This is a genomic window from Curtobacterium sp. C1 (assembly GCF_021049325.1).
GTDB classification, from domain to species: Bacteria; Actinomycetota; Actinomycetes; order Actinomycetales; family Microbacteriaceae; genus Curtobacterium; species Curtobacterium citreum.
Window position 1 is genome coordinate 860,146 of sequence record NZ_CP088076.1, and the last position, 23,427, is coordinate 883,572.

A 23,427-nucleotide genomic window follows, 5' to 3' on the forward strand; every position below is an offset into this window, starting at 1 on the left:
AAACTTGCATCCTCTCGCAACGATCCTGCGACTTGGTTTCCGATTTGTAACCGATCTCCGCAGGGTTTGGTCGGGGGTCTCGGCACTGCCTACAGTGCAATGACACGCGCGCCCGGCAGCACCTCTGTGCCTGGCGCGTCCCATGCACCAGGAGGAACCTTGATCAAGAAGCGCGCTGGGCTCTCCGCCCTCGCCGTGCTCGGGGCCACAGCACTCGCCCTGACCGCCTGCTCGTCCAACGGCAGCAGCAGCAACGGTGGTGACTCGGGCTCGACGAACGCGTCCGGCATCGTCACGACGAACGGCAGCGAACCGCAGAACCCGCTCATCCCCTCGAACTCCACCGAGACCGGTGGCGGCAAGATCATCACGTCGATCTTCGAAGGCCTCGTCTCGTACGACGAGAAGGGCAAGCCGGTCAACGAGGTCGCGAAGAGCATCACCACCGATGACTCGAAGACCTACGACATCAAGCTGAACACCAACTACACCTTCACCAACGGCGAGAAGGTCACGGCTGAGTCGTTCACGAAGGCGTGGAACTGGGCAGCCCAGTTCTCGAACGCGCAGGGCGCGAGCTACTTCTTCGAGAACATCCAGGGCTACGACGCCGAGAAGGACTCGGAGCTCACCGGCCTCAAGGTCAAGAGCGACGACGAGTTCACCGTCACGCTCAACTCGCCGCAGTCGGACTTCCCGCTGTCGCTCGGCTACTCGGCCTTCATGCCGCTGCCCTCGGAGTTCTACAAGGACACCAAGGCCTTCGGTGAGAACCCGATCGGCAACGGCCCGTACAAGCTCGACGGTGACAAGGCCTGGACGCACAACCAGTCCATCAAGCTCGTCACCAACAAGGACTACGAGGGCAAGCGCAAGCCGAAGAACGGTGGTCTGACGATCACGTTCTACACCTCGCAGGACACCGCCTACGCCGACGTGCAGGGTGGCAACCTCGACGTCCTCGACGCGATCCCGGACAGCGCCTTCCAGACCTACAAGTCGGACTTCCCCGACTCGAACGTCAACCAGGCCGCGGCGATCTTCCAGGGGATCTACCTGCCCTACTACCTCGACCACTGGAAGGGTGAAGAGGGCAAGCTCCGTCGCGAGGCGGTCTCGATGGCGATCAACCGCAAGCAGATCACCGAGAAGATCTTCGACGGCACCCGCACCCCGGCCAAGGACTTCACCTCGCCGGTGATCTCCGGCTGGAACGGCGACCTCAAGGGCTCGGACGTCCTCGACTACAACAAGTCGAAGGCCAAGGAGCTGTGGGCCGAGGCCGACAAGATCTCGCCCTACAACGAGACGCTCACCATCTCGTACAACGCCGACGGCGGCCACGAGGCATGGGTGACCGCGGTCACCAACTCGATCTCCAGCACGCTGGGCATCAAGGCGCAGGGCAACGCGATCCCGACCTTCCAGGAAGCCCTGGACATCCAGAAGAACGACAAGCTCACGGGCGGTAGCCGCACCGGTTGGCAGGCCGACTACCCGTCGCTGTACAACTTCCTCGGCCCGACCATGGGCAAGGGCTCGTCGAGCAACTACGCGCGCTACGACTCCACCGAGTACAACGACCTCCTCGCGAAGGGCCGTTCGGCCTCCTCCGTCGAAGAGGGCAACAAGATCTTCGACCAGGCCCAGGAGCTGCTGTTCCAGGACCTGCCCGAGATCCCGCTCTGGTACTCCAACGTCACCGGCGTGTGGTCGAACGACAACGTGACCAACGTCAAGTTCGGCTGGGACTCGGTGCCGCTGTACTACGACGTCGAGGTCAAGAAGAAGTAACACCCGTCTCCTCGGAGACACACCGCGAGCAGGTATCCTGCTTCGCGACCACCGGACGGGGGTCCGGGGACCGAACGGTCCCTGGGCCCCCGTACCACGGCGGCAACACCTTCCCCCACCACAGCGGGCGCCGCCGCCCGCACCGGACTCCCGTGCCGACCCGCGGACCGTCCACCCCTCACGACATGAACCTGAACGACATGCGCGCCGCGCAGGACCGGGCGATCTGATGCTCTGGTACCTCGGCAAGCGCCTCCTGCAACTCATCCCCGTGTTCTTCGGGGCCACGTTCCTCATCTACTTCATGGTCTTCTCGCTGCCCGGCGACCCGATCGCCGCGCTGTTCGGCGACCGGCAGCCATCGCCGCAGGTGATCGAGCAGCTCCGGCAGCAGTACAACCTCGACAAGCCGTTCATCGTCCAGTACCTGCTCTGGATCGGCGGCGTCTTCAAGGGCGACCTCGGCGTCACCTACTCAGGCCTGCCGGTCTCGCAGCAGCTCGCGTCGGCGTTCCCGATCACCGCGCGCCTCGCCATCCTCGCCCTCGTGTTCGAGGCCGTCGCCGGCATCGTCGTCGGTGTCATCGCGGGTCTGAAGAAGGGCAAGTGGTTCGACGCCACCGCGCTCGTCGTCTCGCTGCTGCTCATCTCGGTCCCGACCTTCGTCGTCGGCTTCCTGCTGCAGTACGTCTTCGGCATCCAGCTCGGACTGTTCCGCGTGACGGTGTCCGGTCAGGCGCCGTGGTCGGAGCTCGTGCTGCCGGCGATCGTGCTCGCGTCCGTGTCGTTCGCGTACATCGTCCGCCTGACCCGCGCGAGCGTCGCGGAGAACATCAGCGCCGACTTCGTCCGCACCGCGACCGCGAAGGGCCTCCCGCGTCGTCGTGTCGTGGGCGTGCACATCTTCCGCAACTCGCTCATCCCCGTGGTGACCTACCTCGGTGTCGACATCGGCAACCTGATGGTCGGTGCGGTCGTCACCGAGGGCATCTTCAACATCAACGGTGTCGGTGGCACGGTGTTCCGCGCCGTCAAGCTCGGCGAGGGTCCCACGGTCGTGTCCTTCGTCGCCGTGATGGTCATCATCTTCATGCTCGCCAACCTCCTGGTCGACCTGCTCTACGCCGTCCTGGACCCGAGGATCCGCTATGCCAAGTAACGCCGAGTCCCGTTCCGCGACGCACTACGTCGCGCCGATCGAGGAGACGCCGCTGCAGGCGGTCGACCAGGTCAACGAGGACGAGAAGACCCGTTCCATCTGGACGGACGCGTGGGACTCCATGCGGACGCGCCCGACGTTCTGGATCTCGTCCGTCCTCATCCTGCTCGTGCTGGTCGTCGCGGTCTTCCCCGGACTGTTCACCCACGTCGACCCCCGCGCGGCGAACCTCGACTTCAGTGACGAGGGGCCGCGCCCGGGACACCCGCTCGGGTACACCCGACAGGGCTACGACGTCTACGCCCGCGTGATCTGGGGTGCGCAGAACTCGATCATCGTCGGTCTCGTCGCCACGATCCTCGTGTCCGTCGTCGGCATCGTGATCGGCGCCCTCGCCGGGTTCTACGGCGGCTGGCTCGACACGATCGTGTCCCGCATCGGTGACATCTTCTTCTCGATCCCGACCATCCTCGGCGCGATCGTGATCATGTCGGTCATCCCCGCGCGCAACGCCCTGACCGTGGCCCTCGTGCTCGCGGCCTTCGCATGGCCCCAGATCGCCCGCATCATGCGCGGTGCGGTCCTCAGCGCGAAGCAGTCCGACTACGTGATGGCCTCGGCCGCCCTCGGCGTCAGCCGCTTCACGACGCTGGTCCGTCACGTCATCCCGAACGCGCTCGCTCCGGTCATCGTCGTCGCGACGGTGTCCCTCGGTTCGTTCATCGTGGCCGAGGCGACCCTGTCGTTCCTCGGTATCGGTCTGCCGCCGTCGGCGCTCAGCTGGGGTCTCGACATCGGCACCGCCCAGACGTCGATCCGCACCAACCCGTCGACGATCTTCTGGCCGTCCGCCGCCCTGTCCATCACCGTGCTCGCGTTCCTCCTCCTCGGTGACGTGGTCCGCGACGCGCTCGACCCGAAGGCGAGGGCCCGCCGATGACCGAGACGCTCACCGACCCCACGACCAGCCGTCCGACGAACCCGGGGACGCCGCTCCTCGAGATCACGGACCTGCAGGTCGGGTTCAAGACGCAGAGCGGGTTCGTCCAGGCCGTCCGCGGTGTCAACTTCACCCTCGAGCAGGGCGAGCGCCTGGCGATCGTCGGCGAGTCCGGTTCGGGCAAGTCGACCAGCGCGCAGGCGGTCATCAAGCTCCTCGCCGGGACCGGCGAGGTCACGGGTGGCTCGATCAAGTTCAACGGGCGCGAGCTCGTCGGGCTGTCCGACAAGGAGATGTCGGAGATCCGCGGGAAGGAGATCGGCTACGTCCCCCAGGACCCGATGTCGAACCTCAACCCGCTGTGGTCGATCGGCTTCCAGGTCGAAGAGGCGATCAAGGCCAACGGCATGGCGACCGGCAAGCACGCGATCCGTGCCCGCGCGGTCGAGGTGCTGCAGGAGGCCGGTCTCGGTGACGCCGCGACCCGCCTGAAGCAGTACCCGCACGAGTTCTCCGGCGGCATGCGCCAGCGCGTGCTCATCGGCATCGGCCTGTCGAGCCGCCCGAAGCTGCTCATCGCCGACGAGCCGACCTCAGCGCTCGACGTCACCGTGCAGCGCGTCATCCTCGACCACCTCGAGACGCTGACGCGTGACTTCGGCACCTCCGTCCTGTTCATCACCCACGACCTCGGGCTCGCCGCGGAGCGCGCCGAGAAGCTCGTCGTGATGTACAAGGGCCAGGTCGTCGAGTCGGGGCCCTCGAAGGAGATCCTCGCCGACCCGCAGCACCCGTACACGCAGCGCCTCGTCGCCGCGGCGCCGTCGCTCGCGAGCCGCCGCATCCAGTCGAAGGTGCAGCACCAGCACGTCGACATCGCGGACGCCGGCAGCGAGGACGACGAGCTGATCGCCCGCGCCCAGGAGCGCGAGCACCAGCCGGCGAAGGACCTCATCGTGGTGAAGAACCTCGAGAAGGTCTACAAGCTGCGCGGCAAGAACCTGCAGACCCGGGAGCTGAAGGCCGTCGACGACGTGTCCTTCGCGATCCCGAAGGGCACCACCACGGCGCTCGTCGGCGAGTCCGGTTCGGGCAAGTCCACCGTGGCGAAGCTCGTCCTGCAGCTCGAGTCGATCACGAGCGGCACGGTGCAGTTCGACGGCATCGACATCGGTGCGCTGAAGGGCAAGGAGCTCTTCGACTTCCGCCGTCGCGTGCAGCCGGTGTTCCAGGACCCGTACGGCTCGCTGGACCCGATGTACAACGTCGGGAACACGATCGCGGAGCCGCTCGCCACGCACAAGGTCGGCGACAAGGCCAGCCGCCGGGCCCGCGTGCTCGAGCTGCTCGACCAGGTCGCCCTGCCGAAGTCGATGGTGAACCGCTACCCGAACGAGCTCTCCGGTGGTCAGCGCCAGCGCATCGCCGTGGCCCGCGCTCTCGCGCTCAAGCCCGAGGTCATCGTGCTCGACGAGGCGGTCTCCGCGCTCGACGTGCTCGTCCAGGGCCAGATCCTGGACCTGCTCACCGAGCTGCAGACCGAGCTCGGCCTGACCTACCTCTTCATCACGCACGACCTCGCCGTCGTCCGCCTCGTCGCGGACAACGTCTGCGTCATGCGGAAGGGGCAGATCGTCGAGAAGGCGACGACCGACGAGGTCTTCGCCGCGCCGAAGGAGCAGTACACCAAGGACCTGCTCGCCGCGATCCCGGGCGCCGGGTTCGAGTTCGGGCGCTGATCCTGAGCGGTACCGAGGCCGGACGCACCGTCGTCCTCCGCGCTGGGCGCGGGGGAGCGGTGGCGTCCGGCCTCGTCGCGCTGCTGGGCTTCTTCCTGCTCGGCGACGCTGCGGTCCGGGGGAGCTGGGACGTCGTGCTCACCGCCCTCGGCCCACTCGCCGTGCTCGTCTGGGCGCTCTGGGTGCTCACCTTCCGTCCGTCGATCCGACTCGACGACGACGCGCTGACCGTCGTGAACCCCCTCCGTGAGACCCGCGTGCCCTGGGGCGCGGTGGCCGACGTCCGGCTCCGCTGGCAGATCGTCGTCGAGACCACCGAGGGCCGCAAGGTCTCCTGCTGGGGCGGCCCGTCGCTGCCCCGCCCGAAGCCCACGCGCCGAGGCGAGCCGCGGACGCTGCCGCAGCCGGTCGAGATGTCGGTGCTGCTCGACCGCTGGGCGGAGCGCCGCGAGGCGGGTGCCGCCGGTGGCCTGGTCGTCCGCGGATGGGACCGACTCGCGTTGCTCGTCGGCGCGGCGGCCGTCGTCCTCCTCGCGGTCTCCCTGGTGAGCGCCGCGCTGCGCTGACCCTGCGACCCACCGGCCTGGAGGCGCGGCACCAGCCCGCCACGCGCCTCCCGTCCGTCGCGCCCGCGCCCACCGCAGCCCGCGCGTCTCTCACACGCTTCGCCGGACGGGCGGTTTCCGCGACGCGCCCCGCATGCACGCCGCGGATTCCGCCCGCTCGCGTGGCGCCGCATGGACCCGCCCGCCGAGCGGGCGGAAGGTGTCACCCGGTTCCGGCGAACGTGACGTGTACCGTCCGCTCGCGGGCGTGGGATGACCGCACGAGCCGAGCGGGCGAACCACACGGGCCGGGGAGTCGCTGACGCGCGGATTCCGCCCGCTCGCGCGGGGCGCGGGGAGCCGGTGCACGGGCGAGCGCACGGGGCGTGCGGGTACGTGGGAACGCCGGACGGGAGGCACGTGGCGCGGCCGCCACGTACCTCCCGTCCGGTGGGTGGCTCAGACCGCGGCGGTCGCGTGCTCCGTGAGCAGGTGCTCCTGGTCGGTCTGCACGCAGGCGACCCCGCGGCCCGCGACGTCCTGCAGGTGCGGGTCGACGGCGCGGCACTGCTGCTGGCGGCCCTCGTCGAGCAGCTGGTAGAGCGGGCACCGGGTGCGGAACCGGCAGCCCTCGATGCGCTCGGTGGGGCTCGGCAGGTCTCCCTGCAGCAGGATGCGTCCGCGGGCTGCCTCGGCGGAGGGGTCCGGGACGGGGACCGCCGACAGGAGCGCCCGCGTGTACGGGTGCTGCGGGTCGTCGAAGACGCGGTCGCCCTCGCCGTACTCGACGATCCGGCCGAGGTACATCACGGCGACGTCGTCGGCGATGTGCCGCACCACCGACAGGTCGTGCGCGACGAACAGGTAGGACAGGCCGAGGCGGTGCTTGAGGTCCTCGAGCAGGTTGATGACTCCGGCCTGGACGGAGACGTCGAGCGCGGAGACCGGCTCGTCGAGCACGAGGATCTTCGGCTCGACGATGAGCGCGCGGGCGATGCCGATGCGCTGCCGCTGGCCGCCGGAGAACTCGTGCGGGTACCGGTCGATGTAGCTCGGCTCGAGCCCGACGAGCTCGAGCGCGTCGCGGACCCGTCGGCGGATCTCGTCCTTCGCGACCCCGTGCACGGTGAGGGGTTCGCCGATCACCGATCCGATGTCGAGTCGGGGGTCGATGGACGCCATCGGGTCCTGGAAGACGACCTGGATGTCGCTCCGCAGGGCGCGGCGGTCGCGCTTCGAGAGCGTGCCGGTGTCGACGCCGTTCACCCGGATGGTGCCCTGCTGTGCGCCGGCGAGCTCCAGGATCTCCATGATCGTGGTCGTCTTGCCGCAGCCGGACTCGCCGACGAGCCCGAGGACCTGCCCGCGCTTCAGGGTCAGGGAGATGCCGTCGACGGCGTGCACCTCGCCGATGCGCCGACGGAAGACGGCACCCTTGGTGAGCGGGAAGGTCTTGACGACGTCCTGGAGTTCGAGGACGACCTCGTCGCCGTGGTCGATGGCGGCCTCGGGGACGTCCTCGGGGCGGGGGAAGATCTCGGAGCGGGCGAGGGTGCCGGCGGCGATCTCGTCGCGACGGATGCACGCGGCGGTGTGGTCGTCGAGGAAGGTACCGTTCGTGATCGTCGGCGTGGTGCCGGTGAGCACGGGGTTGCCCGCCGCGGCCGGGACGGTGGGCGCGAGCAGTGCGGGCTCACCGTCGCGGCAGGCGTCGATGACGGCCGGGCAGCGGTCCGCGAACGGGCACCCGGTCGGCCGGGCGGTCAGGAGCGGCGGGCGGCCGTCGAGCGGCACGAGACGCTCGGTCCGTGCCGAGGTCATGTTCGGCATCGAGCGGAGCAGGCCGATCGTGTACGGCATCACCGGCTCGTGGAAGAGCTCGTCGACCGGCGCGGTCTCGACGATCCGTCCGGCGTACATCACCGCGACCCGGTCGGCGTTGCCCGCGACGACCCCGAGGTCGTGCGTGATGAGCACGACCGCGGCGCCCGTCATGTCCTTCGCGGTCTGCAGCACGTCCAGGATCTGTGCCTGGATCGTGACGTCGAGCGCCGTGGTGGGCTCGTCGGCGATGATCAGCTTCGGGTCGTTCGCGATCGCGATGGCGATCATCGCGCGCTGGCGCATGCCGCCGGAGAACTCGTGCGGGAAGGCGTCGAGCCGGCGGGCCGGGTTCGGGATGCCCACGGCACGCAGGAGCTCCTCGGAGCGGACCCGGGCGGCCTGCGTCGTGAGGGCCCGGTCGTGCAGCTTCAGGCCCTCGGCGATCTGCTGCCCGATCGTGTACACGGGCGTCAGCGCGGACAGCGGGTCCTGGAAGACCATCGCGATGTCGCCACCGCGGAGCCGTGACATCTCGCGGTCGGTGCGGCCGACGAGCTCCTGGCCGTCGAATCGGATGCTGCCCTGCACCTGGGCGGACGACGGCAGCAGGCCCATCACGGCCATCGACGACACGGACTTGCCCGAACCGGACTCGCCGACGATGCCGAGGAACTCGCCCTGCTGCACCGAGTAGTCGACACCCCGGACCGCGTAGACCGGCTTGGTCCGCGGGTTGAAGGTGACGGACAGGTCGGAGACGGTGAGCAGCGGCTCAGTCACGGTTGGCTCCAGAGGTGGGGTCGATGGCGTCGCGCAGGGCATCGCCGAGCAGGCTGGTCGACAGGACGGTCGCGACGAGGGTCGCGGCCGGCAGCACGAACAGCCACGGACGGGTGACGGCGGACTGGCTCCCGGCGGCGAGCAGCGTGCCGAGGGACACGTCCGGCACCTGGATGCCGAAGCCGAAGAAGCTCAGGGCGCTCTCCGACAGGATCATCGCGCCGACGCCGAGGGTCGCGTCGATGATGAGCAGCGAGGCCACGTTCGGCAGGATGTGCCGGCGGATGATCGTCGACGACGGCACGCCCATGAACCGGGCGGCCTTGACGTAGTCGCGTTCGCGCAGCGACATCGTCTGCCCGCGGATCACGCGCGCCATGATCATCCAGCCGAAGATCGCCAGGCCGACGATCAGGGCCACCCAGCTGAGGTTCTTGAAGAGGGGGCTGAGGAGCACGAGCGCGTAGAACGACGGGATCACGAGCAGCAGGTCGATGCCCCACACCAGGGCGCGGTCGACGAATCCGCCGAAGTAGCCGGCGACCGCACCGACGATCCCCGCGATCAGGGTGGAGGCGGGACCGGCGATGAGACCGATGAGCAGCGACTTCTGCAGGCCGACGAGCGTCTGCGCGTAGATGTCCTGTCCGATGTCGTTCGTGCCGAACCAGTGGGCGGCGCTCGGTGCGGCGCCGAAGGCCAGGCCGTCCGAGTCGACCGCGTTCCAGTGGTACAGGTACGGACCGACGAAGGCCCAGAGGATGATGAGCAGCAGGGCGCCACCGCCGATGCGGGCGCGCCAGGTGCCGAGGACCTTGCGCCAGAGCGGGGTGCGGCCGGACCGGACCTCGATGACGTGCGCGGGCGTCCCGGCGTCACCGCTGCCCGGGTCGCCGGCGGTGGTCGTGGTGGTGGGGTCGAGTACGGACACGGGTCACACCCTCACTCGCGGGTCGAGCGCGGCGTAGAGCAGGTCCGCGAGGGTGCCTGCGATGAGCACGAGGATCGCCGTGAAGAGAATTGTGCCCGCTGCCGCGTTGATGTCGTTGTTGGTGATGCTCTGCACGAAGTACTCGCCCATGCCGTGCCAGCTGAAGACCAGTTCGGTGATGCTCGCGCCGGTCAGGATCAGGCCGAACGAGTACGCGAAGAAGGTCGACATCGGGATGAGGGCGACGCGGACGCCGTGGCGCATGATGGCCGATCCGCGCGTCCGGCCCTTCGACCGGGCGGTGCGGATGAAGTCGTTCGACAGGACGTCGAGCATCGCCGAGCGCTGGTACCGCGAGTACGAGGCCACGGCGCCGATCGTCAGCGAGATCGTCGGGAGCAACAGGTGGACGAGTCGGTCGCCGAGGACGGGGAAGAACCCGGTCACCCCCGGTGTGTACTCACCGGTGAAGCTGATGAGCTGCGTCCCCGCCGCGTTGTTCAGCGCCGTCGCGAGGATCATGAGCACGACGGCGATCACGAACACCGGCGTCGCGAGGACGGCGAAGGACAGGTACGAGGACACCTGGTCGGACGCCCGGTACTGCCGGACCGCGTTCCAGACGCCGAGCAACACGCCGAGGATCGCGCCGAGCAGCGTGCCGATCACCAGCAGCCGCAGGCTCGTGCCGGACCGGGCGACGATGTCGGCCGTGACCTCGGTGCCGCGGGCGCTGATCCCGAGCGAGCCGTGCGTGACGAGGCCCACCCACCAGTCCCACGTGCGGACGAGCAGCGGGGTGTTCGGGTCGGCGCCGAGCTTGCGGAGCGAGGCGTCGATCGTGCCCTGTGGCACGGCGGGGTTGCGGCCCAGGAACCGGGATGCCGGGTTCAGCGTGGAACTGGCGAGCAGGTACCCGAGGGTGGTCGCGACGATCGTCAGGATGACGTAGTTGACGATGCGCTTCGCGATGAAGGCAAGCATGGACGATGGACCTCGCAGGGTACGGACGGCGTTGTCGGCGAGGAGAGCGTAACCCCATCCGTCGACGTCGTGGTGATGCGAAGTGACGCTATGCAACACGTGTTACGGCCGTGTTTCGATTCCTCGCAGGGACTCTTGTGGAGTCTTCTGATGTGGCTAGGGTGATCGACCAAAGACGTGACGGCAGGGGCCGCCGACGTTCGCCAGCGCTCAGCGCGAACCACACCGAAAGGGGATCCTCGCGATGCGAATGAGGATCAAGAGCACCGCTGTGCTCGCCACCGCAGCCGCCGCAGCACTCGTGCTGGCCGGCTGCTCGGGCGGCGGGACGGCGGGGGAGAGCAGTTCCGCGGTCGCCCAGTCGTCGCTCAAGTCGACGGGTTGGACGACCGCGGACCGCAGTTCGATCAAGGACGGCGGCTCCCTGACGCTGCCGATCGACTCGGCTCCCGCCAACTTCCAGATCAACAACCTCGACTCCGGCACGGTCGACGACCAGACCATCGCCGGCGTGTACCTGCCCGGGTTCATCCAGTTCAAGGAGAACGGTGACTGGGAGGCGAACCCGGACTACGCCGAGTCCGTGAAGCTCACGAAGGACTCCCCGCAGACCGTCGAGATCAAGATCAACCCGAAGGCCGTGTGGTCCGACGGGACGCCGATCACCGAGAAGGACGTCGAGGCGAACTGGAAGGCCCTGAACGGGATCAACCCGGCGTTCGCGCCCCTCGCGACGAACGTCTGGGAAGACGTCGACTCCGTGACGCAGGGCTCGGACGAGCGCGACGTCGTCATCACCTTCAAGAAGGTCAACGCCGACTGGCCGAGCGTGCTCGGCGGGATCTACCCGTACTGGGCCGTCGACACCCCGGACCACTTCAACAAGGCGTGGGCGAAGGGCCCGTACGCGGCCGACGGGACGACGTACGTGTCGGGCGGGCCGTACATCGTCAAGTCGTTCGACGCGAACGGCGGCGTGCTCACCTTCGAGAAGAACCCGAAGTGGTGGGGTGACACCCCCAAGCTCGACACGATCGTCTTCAAGACGGTGTCGCGCGACAGCGTGGCCCAGGCGTACGCCAACAAGGAGTTCGACGCGTTCAACCTGAACGGCAGCGCCGACAACTTCAAGACCGCGAACAGCCGGTCCGACTCGAAGATCGAGCGCTCGCTCGGCACGACCCAGCGGCAGATCACGCTGAACGGCACGTCCGAGGTGTTCAAGGACAAGTCGGTCCGCCAGGCGTTCGCGCAGGCCATGAACCGTCAGGTCCTCGCGCAGGCGATCCTCTCGCCGGTGAAGAGCCCGGTGACCGTCCTGAACAACCTCATCTACCTCCCGGGGCAGAAGGGGTACCAGGACGACGCGTCGAAGGTCTACGGCTACAGCACCGACTCCGCGAAGAAGAAGCTCGAGGACGCCGGCTGGAAGATCGGCTCGAACGGGTACGCGTCGAAGGGCGGCAAGGAGCTCGACGTCCGCTTCGTGATCCCGTCGGACAACCAGAACTCGGCCAACATCGCGCAGCTCGTGCAGCAGCAGACGAAGCTCGCCGGCTTCAAGGTCACGATCGACACGGTCCCGACCGACGACTTCTTCACGAAGTACGTCACGACGACCACGCGTGACTTCGACGCGACCTACTTCGCCTGGCAGGGCACGCCCTTCCCGGTGTCGTCCACGAAGTCGATCTACTACCCGGCCGACGCAGGCCAGAACTACACCGGCGTGACCGACGAGTCGCTCGGCAAGCTCTGGGACACCGCGAACGCCGAGCTCAACGCGAACGACCGGATCAAGGACGCGCAGAAGATCGACAAGGTGATCGTCGGCGTCGCCGGCACCATCCCGCTGTTCCCGGAGCCCTACGCCTGGGGTGTGCGGAAGGACCTGGTCAACTACGGTCCGGCGCAGTTCCAGCAGAGCTCCGTCAAGTGGCAGGACGTCGGCTACACGAAGTAGTCACGACCGCACCGAGAACCCCCGACGCCTCCGGGCGCCGGGGGTTCTCCCGTGTACGGCAGCTGGCAGCTGGCAGCTGGCAGCCGGCAGCCGTCGGCCGCAGCCGGCCGTCGCCTGGCGGCCGCCGACCCCCCTCAGAGCCGCGCGCCCGCCATCGACGCGGCCACCCCGAGCACGATCATCCCGACCACCGACCACCCGTGCGCCCGGTGCGTGATCACCGCCGGCACGACGGTCGCCGGAGGCGGGCCGTCCTGCACGACCGGCTCGGGCAGGAACGCACGCATCCGAGCGGCCGCAGCCTCCACGTCGAGGCGGGTCGTGCCTCCCGTCCTTTCCTTCGGCAGCGCGCCCAGCCGAGCCGTCCTGCGGGTGGCGAGCCAGGTACGGCGCACGCCCTCGCTCGAGACGATCTCGATCCCGTACCTCGTCCGGATCTCGGTGATGCGGCGCCAGTCGTAGGTGCTGGTCCGGCGGACGTCGACGACCTGCAGGTGCTCGTCGGTGCAGACGAAGCGCGGCCGCCACAGGACCGCCCACGCGACGAGCGCGATGAACAGGCTGGGCACCGGGGCGAGCCAGGGGGAGCCGCCGCCGACCAGGGCGAGCGGCACGAGGAGCACGGCGACCGCCCAGAGGACGACGGCGGACAGACGCATGCCGGGGGCGACGATCACGGTGCGGGTCACCCGAGCATGGTAGGCGAGCGGGCACCGCGGAGGCGGCGGAGCATCCCGAGAGTGCCTCCCCGGGGACGTCCGGGGAGCGGGTGTGACACACCGGCGCGTATCTCCGGACGACCCGATTCCCCGGGGAGGCAAGTCCTGTGGACCTCTCGTGCATCCATGGTCACCGCGCCCCAGTTCGGGTGTCAATACCCCACGGCGGAACCTTCAGGAAGTCGCCACGCCGTACCGGCACAGAACTCGCTGCCCCGGCGATGCGCCCGCTACTCGACCAGCCGCTCGACCTGTTCGCGGATCGTCGCGGCCTTGGGGAACCGCAACCCGACCAGCCCGACGTGCCGCCAGCGCAGCACCCCGTCCGGTCCCACGAGGAACACCGACCGGCGCAGTCCGATCCCCGGAGCCTGCAGGCCGTAGGCGCGGACGACCCGTCCTGCGGGGTCGCTCAGCAGCGGGAACGTCAGCGACGCCCCGCGCGCGAACGCCTCGTGCGAGTCCAGCGCCTGCGGACTGATGCCCCACACGACGACACCGAGGTCCTGGAACCCGTCGAGCTCCTCCTGGTAGCTGCAGAGCTGCGCCGTGCACACCGGGCTGGCGTCCCCGGGGTAGAAGGCCAGGACGACCGGTCGGCCGATCTCGGCGGAGAGCGCGTACTCGCCGTCGGTGCGGTGACCGGCGCGGACGATCGTGCCCGGCAGGGTGAAGTCGGGAGCCGGTTCGCCGACCTCGGGGATGCTCATGCGCTCACGGTAGGGCCAGGTGGCCGGGAGCCGGCCGCGACCTGCGTGTCGCGGCCCGGTGGGTGGCCGGGCGAGCAGGCGGCGGGCGGCCCGGCAGGCGGCGGGCTGACGGCCTGGAGGCACGGTGCCGCCCCGCCACGCGCCTCCCGCCCGGCCGTCGGTCGCGTCCGGCGCGTCGGTGGAGCAGAACACGTCGGGTCGCGCCCGCGGACCCGACGTCTTCTGCTCCACCAACACCGAGGCCGGCACCGACGTCCCGATCCCGCCCGGTCAGCGGAACAGCTGCGGGAACGCCGCGGCGACGTACGGGTACCCGACGAACACCGCCGCGTCGAGCAGGCAGTGCGTGATCACGAGGGGGAGCAGCCGCCCCCACCGGGTGTAGATCCAGCCGAACACGATCCCCATCACGGCGTTCCCCACGAAGGCCCCGAAGCCCTGGTACAGGTGGTAGCTCCCGCGCAGGACCGCGGTGGACAGGATCACCTGCCACCGCCCCCACCCCAGCCCGCCGAGCCGCTCGTACAGGTAGCCGATCACGATGACCTCCTCCTGCAGCCCGGACCGGATCGCCGAGAGCAGCAGGACGGGGATCGTCCACCAGTACGTGTTCAGTGCCGCCGGGTCGACGTTCACCGTGAAGCCGAGCGCCCGGCCCGTGAAGTACAGCGCGAGCCCCGGGATCCCGATGCCCAGGGCGATGAGCGCCGCGCCGCCGAGGTCGGGGCGCACGCGGAACCGGTCGATGCCGAGCCGGGACAGGTGCGGGCGGGTCGTGCTCCAGAGCAGGTAGCAGACGAGCGCGACCGGGGCCAGGTCGACCGCGATGCCCAGGAGCTGCCGCGCCAGGTCGACGTACTGCATGGTCGTCGTCGACTGGTTGAGCGCCGTGGACTGCTCGCCGAGCGGGGTCGTCTGCGACAGGTCGTCGATGATCTGCAGGATCGAGTACAGGGCGCTCCCGCCGAGCGACAGCATGAGGACGATCGTGATCTCGACCCACGTTCGCCGTCGACTCATGCGCTGTACTCCTCGTGGTTGCGAACTACCGGTAGACTGGCGTGTCGGGCGTTCTGCCCGCGGGTGCCATGTGTCCACGACGACCGGCCGCCCGATCTTCTCCGAACACTTGAAGGATGTCCTGTATGGCGCTCGCCACCCGGTCCGACCTGCGCAACGTCGCCATCGTGGCACACGTCGACCACGGCAAGACCACCCTCGTCGACGCGATGCTCACGCAGACCAATTCGTTCGACGCCCACTTCGAGGGCGAAGACCGCATGATGGACTCGAACGACCTCGAGCGCGAGAAGGGCATCACCATCCTCGCGAAGAACACCTCGGTGCTCTACAACGGGAAGCACGCCGAGGAGTTCAACCCGGGCGGTCGCATCACGATCAACGTGATCGACACCCCCGGCCACGCCGACTTCGGTGGTGAGGTCGAGCGCGGCCTCTCCATGGTCGACGGTGTCGTGCTGCTCGTCGACGCGTCCGAGGGCCCGCTGCCCCAGACCCGCTTCGTGCTCCGCAAGGCGCTCGCCGCGAAGCTCCCGGTGATCCTGCTCGTCAACAAGACGGACCGCCCGGACTCCCGCATCGACGAGGTCGTGTCCGAGTCGCAGGACCTGCTCCTCGGCCTGGCCTCCGACCTGGCGGACGAGGTCGACGACCTCGACCTCGACGCGATCCTCGACGTCCCGGTGGTCTACGCCTCGGGGCGCGCGGGCGCCGCGAGCCGCAACAAGCCCGAGGACGGCTCGCTGCCCGACAACGACGACCTCGAGCCGCTGTTCGAGGCGATCCTGCAGCACGTCCCGGCCCCGAAGTACGACGACGAGCACCCCCTGCAGGCGCACGTCACGAACCTCGACGCGTCGCCGTTCCTCGGCCGCCTCGCGCTGCTCCGCATCTTCCACGGCACGATGAAGAAGGGGCAGACGGTCGCGTGGGTCAAGCACGACGGCACCGTCGCGAACGCCCGCATCACGGAGCTCCTCATCACGAAGGCGCTCGACCGCTACCCGGCCGAGTCCGCCGGCCCCGGTGACATCGTCGCCGTCGCGGGCTTCGACACGATCACCATCGGTGAGACGCTGTCCGACCCCGAGGACGTCCGTCCGCTCCCGACCATCACGGTCGACGACCCGGCCATCTCGATGACCATCGGGACGAACACGAGCCCGCTCGTCGGCAAGGTCAAGGGGCACAAGCTCACCGCCCGCATGGTCAAGGACCGTCTGGACCGCGAACTCATCGGCAACGTCTCGCTCAAGGTGCAGGACATCGGCCGCCCGGACACCTGGGAGGTCCAGGGCCGCGGTGAGCTGGCGCTCGCCATCCTCGTCGAGCAGATGCGCCGCGAGGGCTTCGAGCTCACCGTCGGCAAGCCGCAGGTCGTCACGAAGCGTGACGAGAACGGCAAGCTCCTCGAGCCCTACGAGCACATGACGATCGACACGCCGGAGGAGCACCTCGGCGCGATCACGCAGCTCATGGCCGCGCGCAAGGGTCGCATGGAGAACATGACGAACCACGGCACCGGCTGGATCCGCATGGAGTTCATCGTGCCGTCGCGCGGCCTCATCGGCTTCCGCACGTCGTTCCTCACCGAGACCCGCGGCACCGGCATCGCGAACGCGATCTCGCACGGCTACGACGAGTGGGCCGGCCCGATCCAGACCCGCATCAACGGCTCGATCGTCTCCGACCGCGCCGGTGTCGTCACGCCGTTCGCCATCACGAACCTGCAGGAGCGCATGACGTTCTTCGTCAACCCGACGGAGGAGGTCTACGAGGGCATGGTCATCGGCGAGAACTCGCGCGCCGACGACATGGACGTGAACATCACGAAGGAGAAGAAGCTCACGAACATGCGTTCGGCGAACGCCGACTCCTTCGAGTCGATGACGCCGTCGCGCCAGCTCTCCCTCGAGGAGTGCCTGGAGTTCGCGCGCGAGGACGAGTGCGTCGAGGTCACCCCCGACCACGTCCGCATCCGCAAGGTCGAGCTGGACGCGCAGGCGCGCCAGCGCGCGTACGCCCGCCTGAAGCGCCAGGACGCGTAAGCGGGCCCACCCTGGAGGCACTGCCTCCGTCCGACGGCCCGGTCACCTCATCGAGGTGGCCGGGCCGTCGGCGCGTGGGGATACGGTGGAGCGCGTGACCCTCGACCTCCTCTCCCTGTACCAGGACCTGCACGCCCACCCGGAGCTCGGCTTCCAGGAGCACCGCACGGCCGGCGTCGTCGCCGACCGGCTCGCCGAGCTCGGCGGCATCGACGTCACCACGGGCGTGGGCGGCACGGGGGTCGTCGGTGTGCTGTCGAACGGGGACGGCCCGGTCGTCTGGCTCCGCGCCGACATGGACGGCCTGCCCGTCCAGGAGCGCACCGGACTGCCGTACGCGAGCACCCACACCGGGCGCGACGACGAGGGCGCCGAGGTCCCGACGATGCACGCCTGCGGGCACGACATCCACGTGACGTGGCTGCTCGGCACGCTCGAGCAGCTCGTCGACACCCGTGACGCCTGGTCCGGCACCGTCGTCGCCGTGTTCCAGCCGGCGGAAGAGGTGATCTCCGGCGCCCGGGCGATGCTCGAGGACGGCCTGGTCGAGCGGTTCCCGAAGCCCGACGTCGTCCTCGGCCAGCACTCCGCGCCGGCGCCGGTCGGCGTCGTCGCGGTCGGCTCCGGTCCCGTGATGGCGTCGAGCGACCGACTGACCGTCACGTTCAACGGCCGTGGCGCGCACGGCTCGGCGCCGCAGGCCTCGCTCGACCCGATCGTCACCGCCGCGAGCGCCGTCGTGCGGCTGCAGACGGTCGTCTCGCGCGAGGTCTCGCCGTCGGACGCCGGTGTCGTCACCGTCGGCAGCTTCCACGCCGGCACCCGGCCGAACATCATCCCGGACCAGGCCGTCATCGAGATCTCGACGCGGGCCCGCAACGAGGAGACCCGGGAGCGCATCATCGCGTCGATCGAGCGCATCGTGCGTGCGGAGAGCGACGCGGGCGGCCTCCCTGCCCCGACCATCGAGCGGGCGCCGGGGGCCGAGGTCACCGTGAACGACGCCGAGGCCGCTCGGCGCGTGCTCGAGGCGCTGCAGGGCGCGGTGCCGGACGCCCGCGACCTGGAGATCGGCCTCGCGATGGCGTCCGAGGACGTCGGGCAGCTCGCCACCGCGGCCGGCGTGCCGCTCGTGTACTGGTTCACCGGGATCACCGACCCGGAGCTCTTCCGTCGCGGCGACGACGTCCCGAGCAACCACTCGCCGTTCTACGCGCCGCAGGCCGAGACCGCGATCCCGGTCGGGGTCGACGCGCTGACGGCCGCGACCCGCGCCTGGCTGTCCTGACGCGCCCCACCCGCCGGGCGTGACCCGGTGGCGGGCAGGCGGGTTCCCAGGGAACGCACGCCGCGCCTCCCGGCTGTCGCCCTAGGGTGACCCCATGCGTACGACCCGGACCCTGCTCGCCGCCGTGGCGGCGGGCATCACCCTCGCCGGTCTGACCGGCTGCTCGGCCGCCGACGTCCAGCAGGCGACCGCCCTCGGATCCTCGGTGGCCTCGAACGTCTCCGAGACCGTCCAGGGCATCGACGGCAAGGCGATCCAGGACGGCATGTCCTCGGTCGCGGGCGGCATCGACGGCGCCCTCGACGCGGCCCTCAAGGGCACGGGGGTGACCTCCGACGGCAAGGTCCCGGACGGGTTCCCGACCGCCGAGGTCCCGCTCGTCGACGGCACGGTCCTCGGCGGCGGCACCGGGCCGAACGGCTCCGGCTGGGTGGTGCAGGTCCGTGCGGGGTCGGTCGACGACTTCGCCGCGGCCGCCCAGCGCCTGGCGGACGCCGGGTACACCGAGTCCGCGAAGCGGGCGGACGCCTCGAGCGCGTTCGGGCTGTTCCGGAGCGACGCGCACCGCGTGGTGCTGACGTTCTCGAAGAGTGGGGACGGCGTCACCGCGACGTACATCGTCACCCCGCGGTAGCGAAGTAGCCTTGGGCCTGATGTCCAAGGTCCCCGCCACGCGCCCCGAGCGCGTCCTGTTCGTGCACGCCCACCCCGACGACGAGACCCTCGCCTCCGGCGGCACCATCGCCACGCTGCTCGAGCTCGGAGCCGAGGTCACCGTGCTCACCGCCACGCGGGGAGAGCAGGGCGAGGTGCTCGTGCCGGAGCTCGCCGGGATCGCCGGGGACGGCCCCCGCGTCGCCGAGCACCGCGAGACCGAGATCGCCGCCGCGCTCGCCGCCCTCGGCGGTCCGGCGCACCTGTGGCTCGGCGGACCCGGCGCACGCCCGACCGATCTGGCGCCGCGGCGGTACACCGACTCCGGGATGCAGTGGGGCCCCGACGGGCGGGCGATCGCCGCCGACGACGCCCCGGCGGACTCGCTCACCGCGGCGGACCTCGGCGAGGTCGTCGACGACGTCCGGGCCGCGATCCGGTCGACCGGGGCGGACGCGGTGGTCAGCTACGCGGACGACGGTGGCTACGGCCACCCGGACCACGTGCGCGTGCACCACGCCGCCCGGTACGCCGCCCGTGCCGAGGAGGTCCCGTTCTCGATGATCGTCGACCCCGCGACGACGGAGCCCGACCTGACCGTGGACGTCGTGCCGGTCCGGGCGAAGGTCCGCGCGGCGCTCGAGCAGTACCGCTCCCAGCTGACGGTGGACCCGGCCGCGACCGACGACCCGCGGGCGCTGTCGTGGCTGATGCCGCACGGGGAGCGGCAGCACGCCCGCGACGTCGAGGCCTTCCGACACGACGCCGACCCGGTGCCCGAGACCCCGCAGACCTTCGCGGAGCTGTCCGGCCAGGGCAAGGCCGCGGCCGTCGTCGTGTCCGTGGTCGCCGGACTGCTCGCCGGCGCGCTCGGTACCGTCACCCACCAGCAGACGATCGGCGGCGTCCCGGTCGGCATGGTCATCACGACGCTCGTCGTCGTCGGGCTCGTCGTCGGCCTCCGCCTGCTGTTCCGCTCCCGGGTCCTCGTCGCAGCCGCCGGCGTCGCGGTGATCGTCGCGACCCAGGTGCTCGTGTCGGTCGGCGGACAGTCGTCCCCGCTCGTGCTCGCGAACCCCGCCGGGTACGTGTGGACGTTCGCCCCCGCGGTCATCACGCTGCTCGCCCTCGCCTGGCCGGACCTGTCCGGACTCCGGGCCGCCCGGGCCGCCGCCGAGGCGCGGGACGGTGTGCGGTCAGGGTCGGCCCTGCCCCGCGAGTAGGATCGAGAGCGCTCAGTCCGAAGGGAGCACCCGCACCGTGACCTACGTGATCGCCCAGCCCTGTGTCGACGTCAAGGACCGCGCCTGCATCGACGAATGCCCGGTCGACTGCATCTACGAGGGTGAACGGTCGCTGTACATCCACCCCGACGAGTGCGTCGACTGCGGTGCGTGTGAGCCGGTCTGCCCGGTCGAGGCGATCTACTACGAGGACGACCTCCCCGAGGAGTGGGCCGACTACTACAAGGCGAACGTCGAGTTCTTCGAGGAGATCGGCTCGCCCGGCGGTGCCGCGAAGGTCGGCGTGATCCACAAGGACCACCCGGTCGTCCTGGCCGAACCCCCGCGCGGCTGACCGGCGACACCCCCGTGGCGCTCGACCTCCCCGACTTCCCCTGGGACCAGCTCGTCCCGTTCAAGCAGCGCGCAGCGGCGTCCGAGGGCGGCATCGTCGACCTCAGCGTCGGCTCGCCCGTCGACCCCACGCCCGAGGTCGTCCGACGGGCCCTCGCCGACGCCACCGACGCGCACGCCTACCCGCAGGTCGCGGGCACGCCGGCCCTGCGCGAGGCCATCGCCGACTGGTACGGCCGCCGGCAGGGGATCACCCTGACGGCCGACCAGGTCCTGCCGACGATCGGCTCGAAGGAGTTCATCGCGGGGCTCGCGCTGTGGCTCGGCATCGGACCCGGCGACACCGTCGTCTTCCCCGAGGCCGCGTACCCGACCTACGAGCTCGGCGCGGCCCTCGTGCGCGCCGATGCCCTCGCCGCGGACGACCCCGCGACCTGGCCGGACACGACCCGGCTCGTCTGGCTGAACTCCCCGGGCAACCCGGACGGCCGCGTGCTGTCGGTGGAGCAGCTCCGAGCCGCCGTCGCCCGCGCCCGCGAACTCGGCGCCGTCGTCGTCGGGGACGAGTGCTACGCCGAGCTCGGCTGGGAACCGCCGTACGACACCGCCCCCACGCCGTCGATCCTCGACCCGCGCGTGGTCGGGGACTCGGTGGACGGCGTCCTCAGCGTGTACTCGCTGTCGAAGCAGTCGAACCTGGCCGGGTACCGCGCCGCGTTCGTCGCCGGTGACGCCGCGGTCCTCGCCGACGTGCTCGCCGTCCGGAAGCACACCGGCATGATGCCGCCGCTGCCCGTGCAGCAGGCGATGGTCGAGGCGCTGGCCGACGACACCCACGTGCAGCAGCAGAAGACCCGGTACCGCGCCCGGCGGAACATGCTCCGACGGGCACTCGAGGACGCGGGCTTCCGGATCGACCACAGCGAGGCGGGCCTGTACCTCTGGGCGACCCGAGGCGAGCCCGCGCTCGACACCGTGTCGTGGCTCGCGGACCGCGGCATCCTCGTCGCCCCCGGCACGTTCTACGGCCCCGCGGGCGCCCAGCACGTGCGGGTCGCGCTCACCGCCACCGACGACCGGATCGCGGCGGCGGCGCAGCGTCTGGCGAGCGCCCGACGACTCGCCGGTTCCTGACCCAGCCGCGCCGGGGCGCCGCGGTCCGGACACCCGGGCGACGCGGCCGGAACGTCCACGGGACGCGGCCGGAGCGGGTCCGTCTCCGTGCACAATCCGCGGTTCCCACCAATTCCGAGGGCCCCCGTGGTGCACGACCGACAGTCCCCGCGATTAGGCTGTGGTCGTGACTGACACTGCCAACGACGCTCAGAAGACGGCCACACCGCCCACCACGCCCGTCCCCGTGAGCCCCGCCGCCGCCGAGTCCACGGAGACCGCGACGCTCACGTTCCCGGGCGGCACGGCGGAGTTCCCGATCCTGCCGAGCGTCGACGGCGCGTCGGCGATCGACATCTCGACGCTCAAGAAGCAGACCGGGCTGAACACGCTCGACTACGGCTTCGTGAACACCGGCGCCACGAAGAGCGCCATCACCTACATCGACGGCGACGAAGGGATCCTGCGCTACCGCGGGTACCCGATCGACCAGGTCGCGTCGGGCTGCACCTACCTCGAGGTCGCCTGGCTCCTGATCTACGGCGAGCTCCCCACCGCGGACGAGCTCGCCGGGTTCGACGCCCGCATCCGTCGCCACACGCTCCTGCACGAGGACCTCCGTCGCCTGTTCGACGCCCTGCCGCACTCGGCGCACCCGATGTCGGTGCTGTCCAGCGCGGTGAGCGCCCTGTCGACGTACTACGAGGACGACATGAGCGTCGACGACCCGGAGAAGGTCGAGCTGCAGACCGTCCGGCTGCTCGCCAAGCTCCCCGTCATCGCCGCCTACGCGCACAAGAAGGCGATCGGGCAGGCCTTCCTGTACCCGGACAACTCGCTGTCGTTCGTCGACAACTTCCTGCGGCTGAACTTCGGCACCATGGCCGAGACCTACGTGCCGAACCCGGTGCTGTCGAAGGCGCTCGAGCGGCTGCTCATCCTGCACGAGGACCACGAGCAGAACGCGTCGACCTCGACCGTGCGCCTGGTCGGCTCGACGAAGGCGAACATGTTCGCGTCGATCTCGGCGGGCATCAACGCCCTGTACGGCCCGCTGCACGGCGGTGCGAACGAGGCCGTGCTCGAGATGCTCCAGCAGATCAAGGACTCCGGCGAGCCGGTGTCGCGCTTCGTCGAGCGGGTGAAGAACAAGGAGCGCGGGGTGAAGCTCATGGGCTTCGGACACCGCGTCTACAAGAACTACGACCCGCGCGCGAAGCTCGTCAAGGAGTCCGCGCACGAGGTCCTCGAGTCCCTCGGCGTGCAGGACGACCTGCTCGACATCGCGATGGAGCTCGAGCAGATCGCGCTCGAGGACGAGTACTTCGTCAGCCGTCGGCTCTACCCGAACGTCGACTTCTACACCGGCATCATCTACCGGGCGATGGGCTTCCCGCCGCGGATGTTCACGGTCCTGTTCGCGATCGGTCGCCTGCCGGGCTGGATCGCCCAGTGGCGTGAGCTCAACAACGACCCGCTCAACAAGATCGGCCGCCCGCAGCAGCTCTACGTGGGGCACCCGGAACGGGACCTGCCGACGCGCTGACCGGTGCGTCCTGCCCGCGCACGCTGGGCAGGTGGCCGGGATGCGACGGACGGGAGGCACGTGGCGGGTCCGCCACGTGCCTCCCGTCCGTCG

Annotated in this window: 19 protein-coding genes; 13 read left to right on the forward strand and 6 right to left on the reverse strand. The window is 70.0% G+C overall.

Features of this window, described 5'->3' with window-relative positions:
* The first annotated feature begins 159 nt into the window (after positions 1–159).
* From LQK89_RS04310 to LQK89_RS04330, 5 genes are all read left to right on the forward strand, one after another.
* Positions 160–1,794, forward strand: a complete 1,635-nt coding sequence (locus LQK89_RS04310) for a peptide ABC transporter substrate-binding protein (RefSeq protein WP_058741976.1) — start codon at positions 160–162, stop codon at positions 1,792–1,794.
* Between the two features lie 229 nt (positions 1,795–2,023).
* Positions 2,024–2,953, forward strand: a complete 930-nt coding sequence (locus tag LQK89_RS04315; protein ID WP_058741977.1) for an ABC transporter permease — start codon at positions 2,024–2,026, stop codon at positions 2,951–2,953.
* Positions 2,943–3,893, forward strand: a complete 951-nt coding sequence (locus LQK89_RS04320; protein WP_058741978.1) for an ABC transporter permease — start codon at positions 2,943–2,945, stop codon at positions 3,891–3,893. The genes LQK89_RS04315 and LQK89_RS04320 overlap by 11 nt, the downstream gene beginning before the upstream one ends.
* Positions 3,890–5,632, forward strand: coding sequence for a dipeptide ABC transporter ATP-binding protein (locus LQK89_RS04325; RefSeq protein ID WP_174778712.1), 1,743 nt, complete (start codon positions 3,890–3,892; stop codon positions 5,630–5,632). The genes LQK89_RS04320 and LQK89_RS04325 overlap by 4 nt, the downstream gene beginning before the upstream one ends.
* A gap of 59 nt (positions 5,633–5,691) precedes the next feature.
* Positions 5,692–6,198: a PH domain-containing protein gene (locus LQK89_RS04330; RefSeq protein ID WP_231050310.1), complete on the forward strand. Its 507-nt coding sequence runs from the start codon at positions 5,692–5,694 to the stop codon at positions 6,196–6,198.
* A gap of 438 nt (positions 6,199–6,636) precedes the next feature.
* On the opposite strand, the gene LQK89_RS04335 is transcribed toward LQK89_RS04330, so the two are convergent.
* The 3 genes from LQK89_RS04335 to LQK89_RS04345 are packed head-to-tail and all read right to left on the reverse strand — an operon-like array spanning position 6,637 to position 10,696.
* Complete coding sequence (locus LQK89_RS04335) at positions 6,637–8,823, reverse strand: dipeptide ABC transporter ATP-binding protein (RefSeq protein ID WP_175326654.1); 2,187 nt, start codon at positions 8,821–8,823, stop codon at positions 6,637–6,639.
* Positions 8,774–9,712 carry an ABC transporter permease gene (locus LQK89_RS04340; RefSeq protein WP_114848957.1) on the reverse strand — a complete coding sequence of 313 codons (939 nt, stop codon included), beginning with the start codon at positions 9,710–9,712 and terminating at the stop codon, positions 8,774–8,776. Before LQK89_RS04340 ends, LQK89_RS04335 begins: the two co-directional genes overlap by 50 nt.
* A 3-nt stretch (positions 9,713–9,715) precedes the next feature.
* Positions 9,716–10,696, reverse strand: a complete 981-nt coding sequence (locus tag LQK89_RS04345) for an ABC transporter permease (protein ID WP_058741465.1) — start codon at positions 10,694–10,696, stop codon at positions 9,716–9,718.
* Between the two features lie 250 nt (positions 10,697–10,946).
* Here LQK89_RS04345 and LQK89_RS04350 point away from each other — a divergent pair, with 250 nt between their 5' ends.
* Positions 10,947–12,659, forward strand: a complete 1,713-nt coding sequence (locus tag LQK89_RS04350) for an ABC transporter family substrate-binding protein (RefSeq protein WP_231050311.1) — start codon at positions 10,947–10,949, stop codon at positions 12,657–12,659.
* A 134-nt stretch (positions 12,660–12,793) separates the two neighbouring features.
* Here the strand turns inward: LQK89_RS04350 and LQK89_RS04355 are convergent, their stop codons facing one another.
* The 3 genes from LQK89_RS04355 to LQK89_RS04365 all read right to left on the reverse strand — a co-directional run bounded on the left by LQK89_RS04355 (position 12,794) and on the right by LQK89_RS04365 (position 15,108).
* Positions 12,794–13,348 carry a hypothetical protein gene (locus tag LQK89_RS04355; protein ID WP_231050312.1) on the reverse strand — a complete coding sequence of 185 codons (555 nt, stop codon included), beginning with the start codon at positions 13,346–13,348 and terminating at the stop codon, positions 12,794–12,796.
* A gap of 260 nt (positions 13,349–13,608) precedes the next feature.
* A complete protein-coding gene (locus tag LQK89_RS04360; RefSeq protein ID WP_231050313.1) occupies positions 13,609–14,088 on the reverse strand; it encodes a peroxiredoxin in 480 nt (159 codons plus the stop codon).
* 270 nt (positions 14,089–14,358) lie between these two features.
* Positions 14,359–15,108, reverse strand: a complete 750-nt coding sequence (locus tag LQK89_RS04365; protein WP_231050314.1) for a CPBP family intramembrane glutamic endopeptidase — start codon at positions 15,106–15,108, stop codon at positions 14,359–14,361.
* Between the two features lie 125 nt (positions 15,109–15,233).
* Between LQK89_RS04365 and typA the strand changes: the two genes are divergently transcribed.
* The 7 genes from typA to LQK89_RS04400 all read left to right on the forward strand — a co-directional run bounded on the left by typA (position 15,234) and on the right by LQK89_RS04400 (position 23,334).
* Positions 15,234–17,156, forward strand: coding sequence for a translational GTPase TypA (typA, locus tag LQK89_RS04370; protein WP_058741470.1), 1,923 nt, complete (start codon positions 15,234–15,236; stop codon positions 17,154–17,156).
* A 94-nt stretch (positions 17,157–17,250) separates the two neighbouring features.
* The gene (locus LQK89_RS04375) at positions 17,251–18,444 is read left to right on the forward strand and encodes an amidohydrolase (RefSeq protein ID WP_231050315.1); all 1,194 of its coding nucleotides are present in this window, start codon (positions 17,251–17,253) and stop codon (positions 18,442–18,444) included.
* A 94-nt stretch (positions 18,445–18,538) separates the two neighbouring features.
* Complete coding sequence (locus tag LQK89_RS04380) at positions 18,539–19,078, forward strand: hypothetical protein (RefSeq protein WP_114848962.1); 540 nt, start codon at positions 18,539–18,541, stop codon at positions 19,076–19,078.
* A 19-nt stretch (positions 19,079–19,097) separates the two neighbouring features.
* A complete protein-coding gene (locus LQK89_RS04385) occupies positions 19,098–20,321 on the forward strand; it encodes a PIG-L family deacetylase (RefSeq protein WP_231050316.1) in 1,224 nt (407 codons plus the stop codon).
* 37 nt (positions 20,322–20,358) lie between these two features.
* Entirely contained in the window at positions 20,359–20,676 is a 318-nt protein-coding gene (fdxA, locus tag LQK89_RS04390) for a ferredoxin (RefSeq protein WP_231050317.1), read from the forward strand.
* 14 nt (positions 20,677–20,690) lie between these two features.
* Positions 20,691–21,809, forward strand: coding sequence for a succinyldiaminopimelate transaminase (gene dapC / locus LQK89_RS04395; RefSeq protein ID WP_231050318.1), 1,119 nt, complete (start codon positions 20,691–20,693; stop codon positions 21,807–21,809).
* Between the two features lie 226 nt (positions 21,810–22,035).
* On the forward strand, positions 22,036–23,334 hold the full coding sequence (locus LQK89_RS04400; protein WP_083519881.1) for a citrate synthase: 1,299 nt from the start codon (positions 22,036–22,038) through the stop codon (positions 23,332–23,334).
* Positions 23,335–23,427 lie beyond the last annotated feature (93 nt).

What these genes read in the sequence shown, in the direction of transcription:
- LQK89_RS04315 (WP_058741977.1), top strand. Translation starts at nt 2,024, where the DNA reads ATGCTCTGGTACCTCGGCAAGCGCCTCCTGCAACTCATCCCCGTGTTC.
- LQK89_RS04320 (WP_058741978.1), top strand. Translation starts at nt 2,943, where the DNA reads ATGCCAAGTAACGCCGAGTCCCGTTCCGCGACGCACTACGTCGCGCCG.
- LQK89_RS04325 (WP_174778712.1), top strand. Translation starts at nt 3,890, where the DNA reads ATGACCGAGACGCTCACCGACCCCACGACCAGCCGTCCGACGAACCCG.
- LQK89_RS04335 (WP_175326654.1), bottom strand. Translation starts at nt 8,823, where the DNA reads ATGCCCTGCGCGACGCCATCGACCCCACCTCTGGAGCCAACCGTGACT.
- LQK89_RS04345 (WP_058741465.1), bottom strand. Translation starts at nt 10,696, where the DNA reads ATGCTTGCCTTCATCGCGAAGCGCATCGTCAACTACGTCATCCTGACG.
- LQK89_RS04350 (WP_231050311.1), top strand. Translation starts at nt 10,947, where the DNA reads ATGAGGATCAAGAGCACCGCTGTGCTCGCCACCGCAGCCGCCGCAGCA.
- LQK89_RS04360 (WP_231050313.1), bottom strand. Translation starts at nt 14,088, where the DNA reads ATGAGCATCCCCGAGGTCGGCGAACCGGCTCCCGACTTCACCCTGCCG.
- LQK89_RS04365 (WP_231050314.1), bottom strand. Translation starts at nt 15,108, where the DNA reads ATGAGTCGACGGCGAACGTGGGTCGAGATCACGATCGTCCTCATGCTG.
- typA (WP_058741470.1), top strand. Translation starts at nt 15,234, where the DNA reads ATGGCGCTCGCCACCCGGTCCGACCTGCGCAACGTCGCCATCGTGGCA.
- LQK89_RS04380 (WP_114848962.1), top strand. Translation starts at nt 18,539, where the DNA reads ATGCGTACGACCCGGACCCTGCTCGCCGCCGTGGCGGCGGGCATCACC.
- LQK89_RS04385 (WP_231050316.1), top strand. Translation starts at nt 19,098, where the DNA reads ATGTCCAAGGTCCCCGCCACGCGCCCCGAGCGCGTCCTGTTCGTGCAC.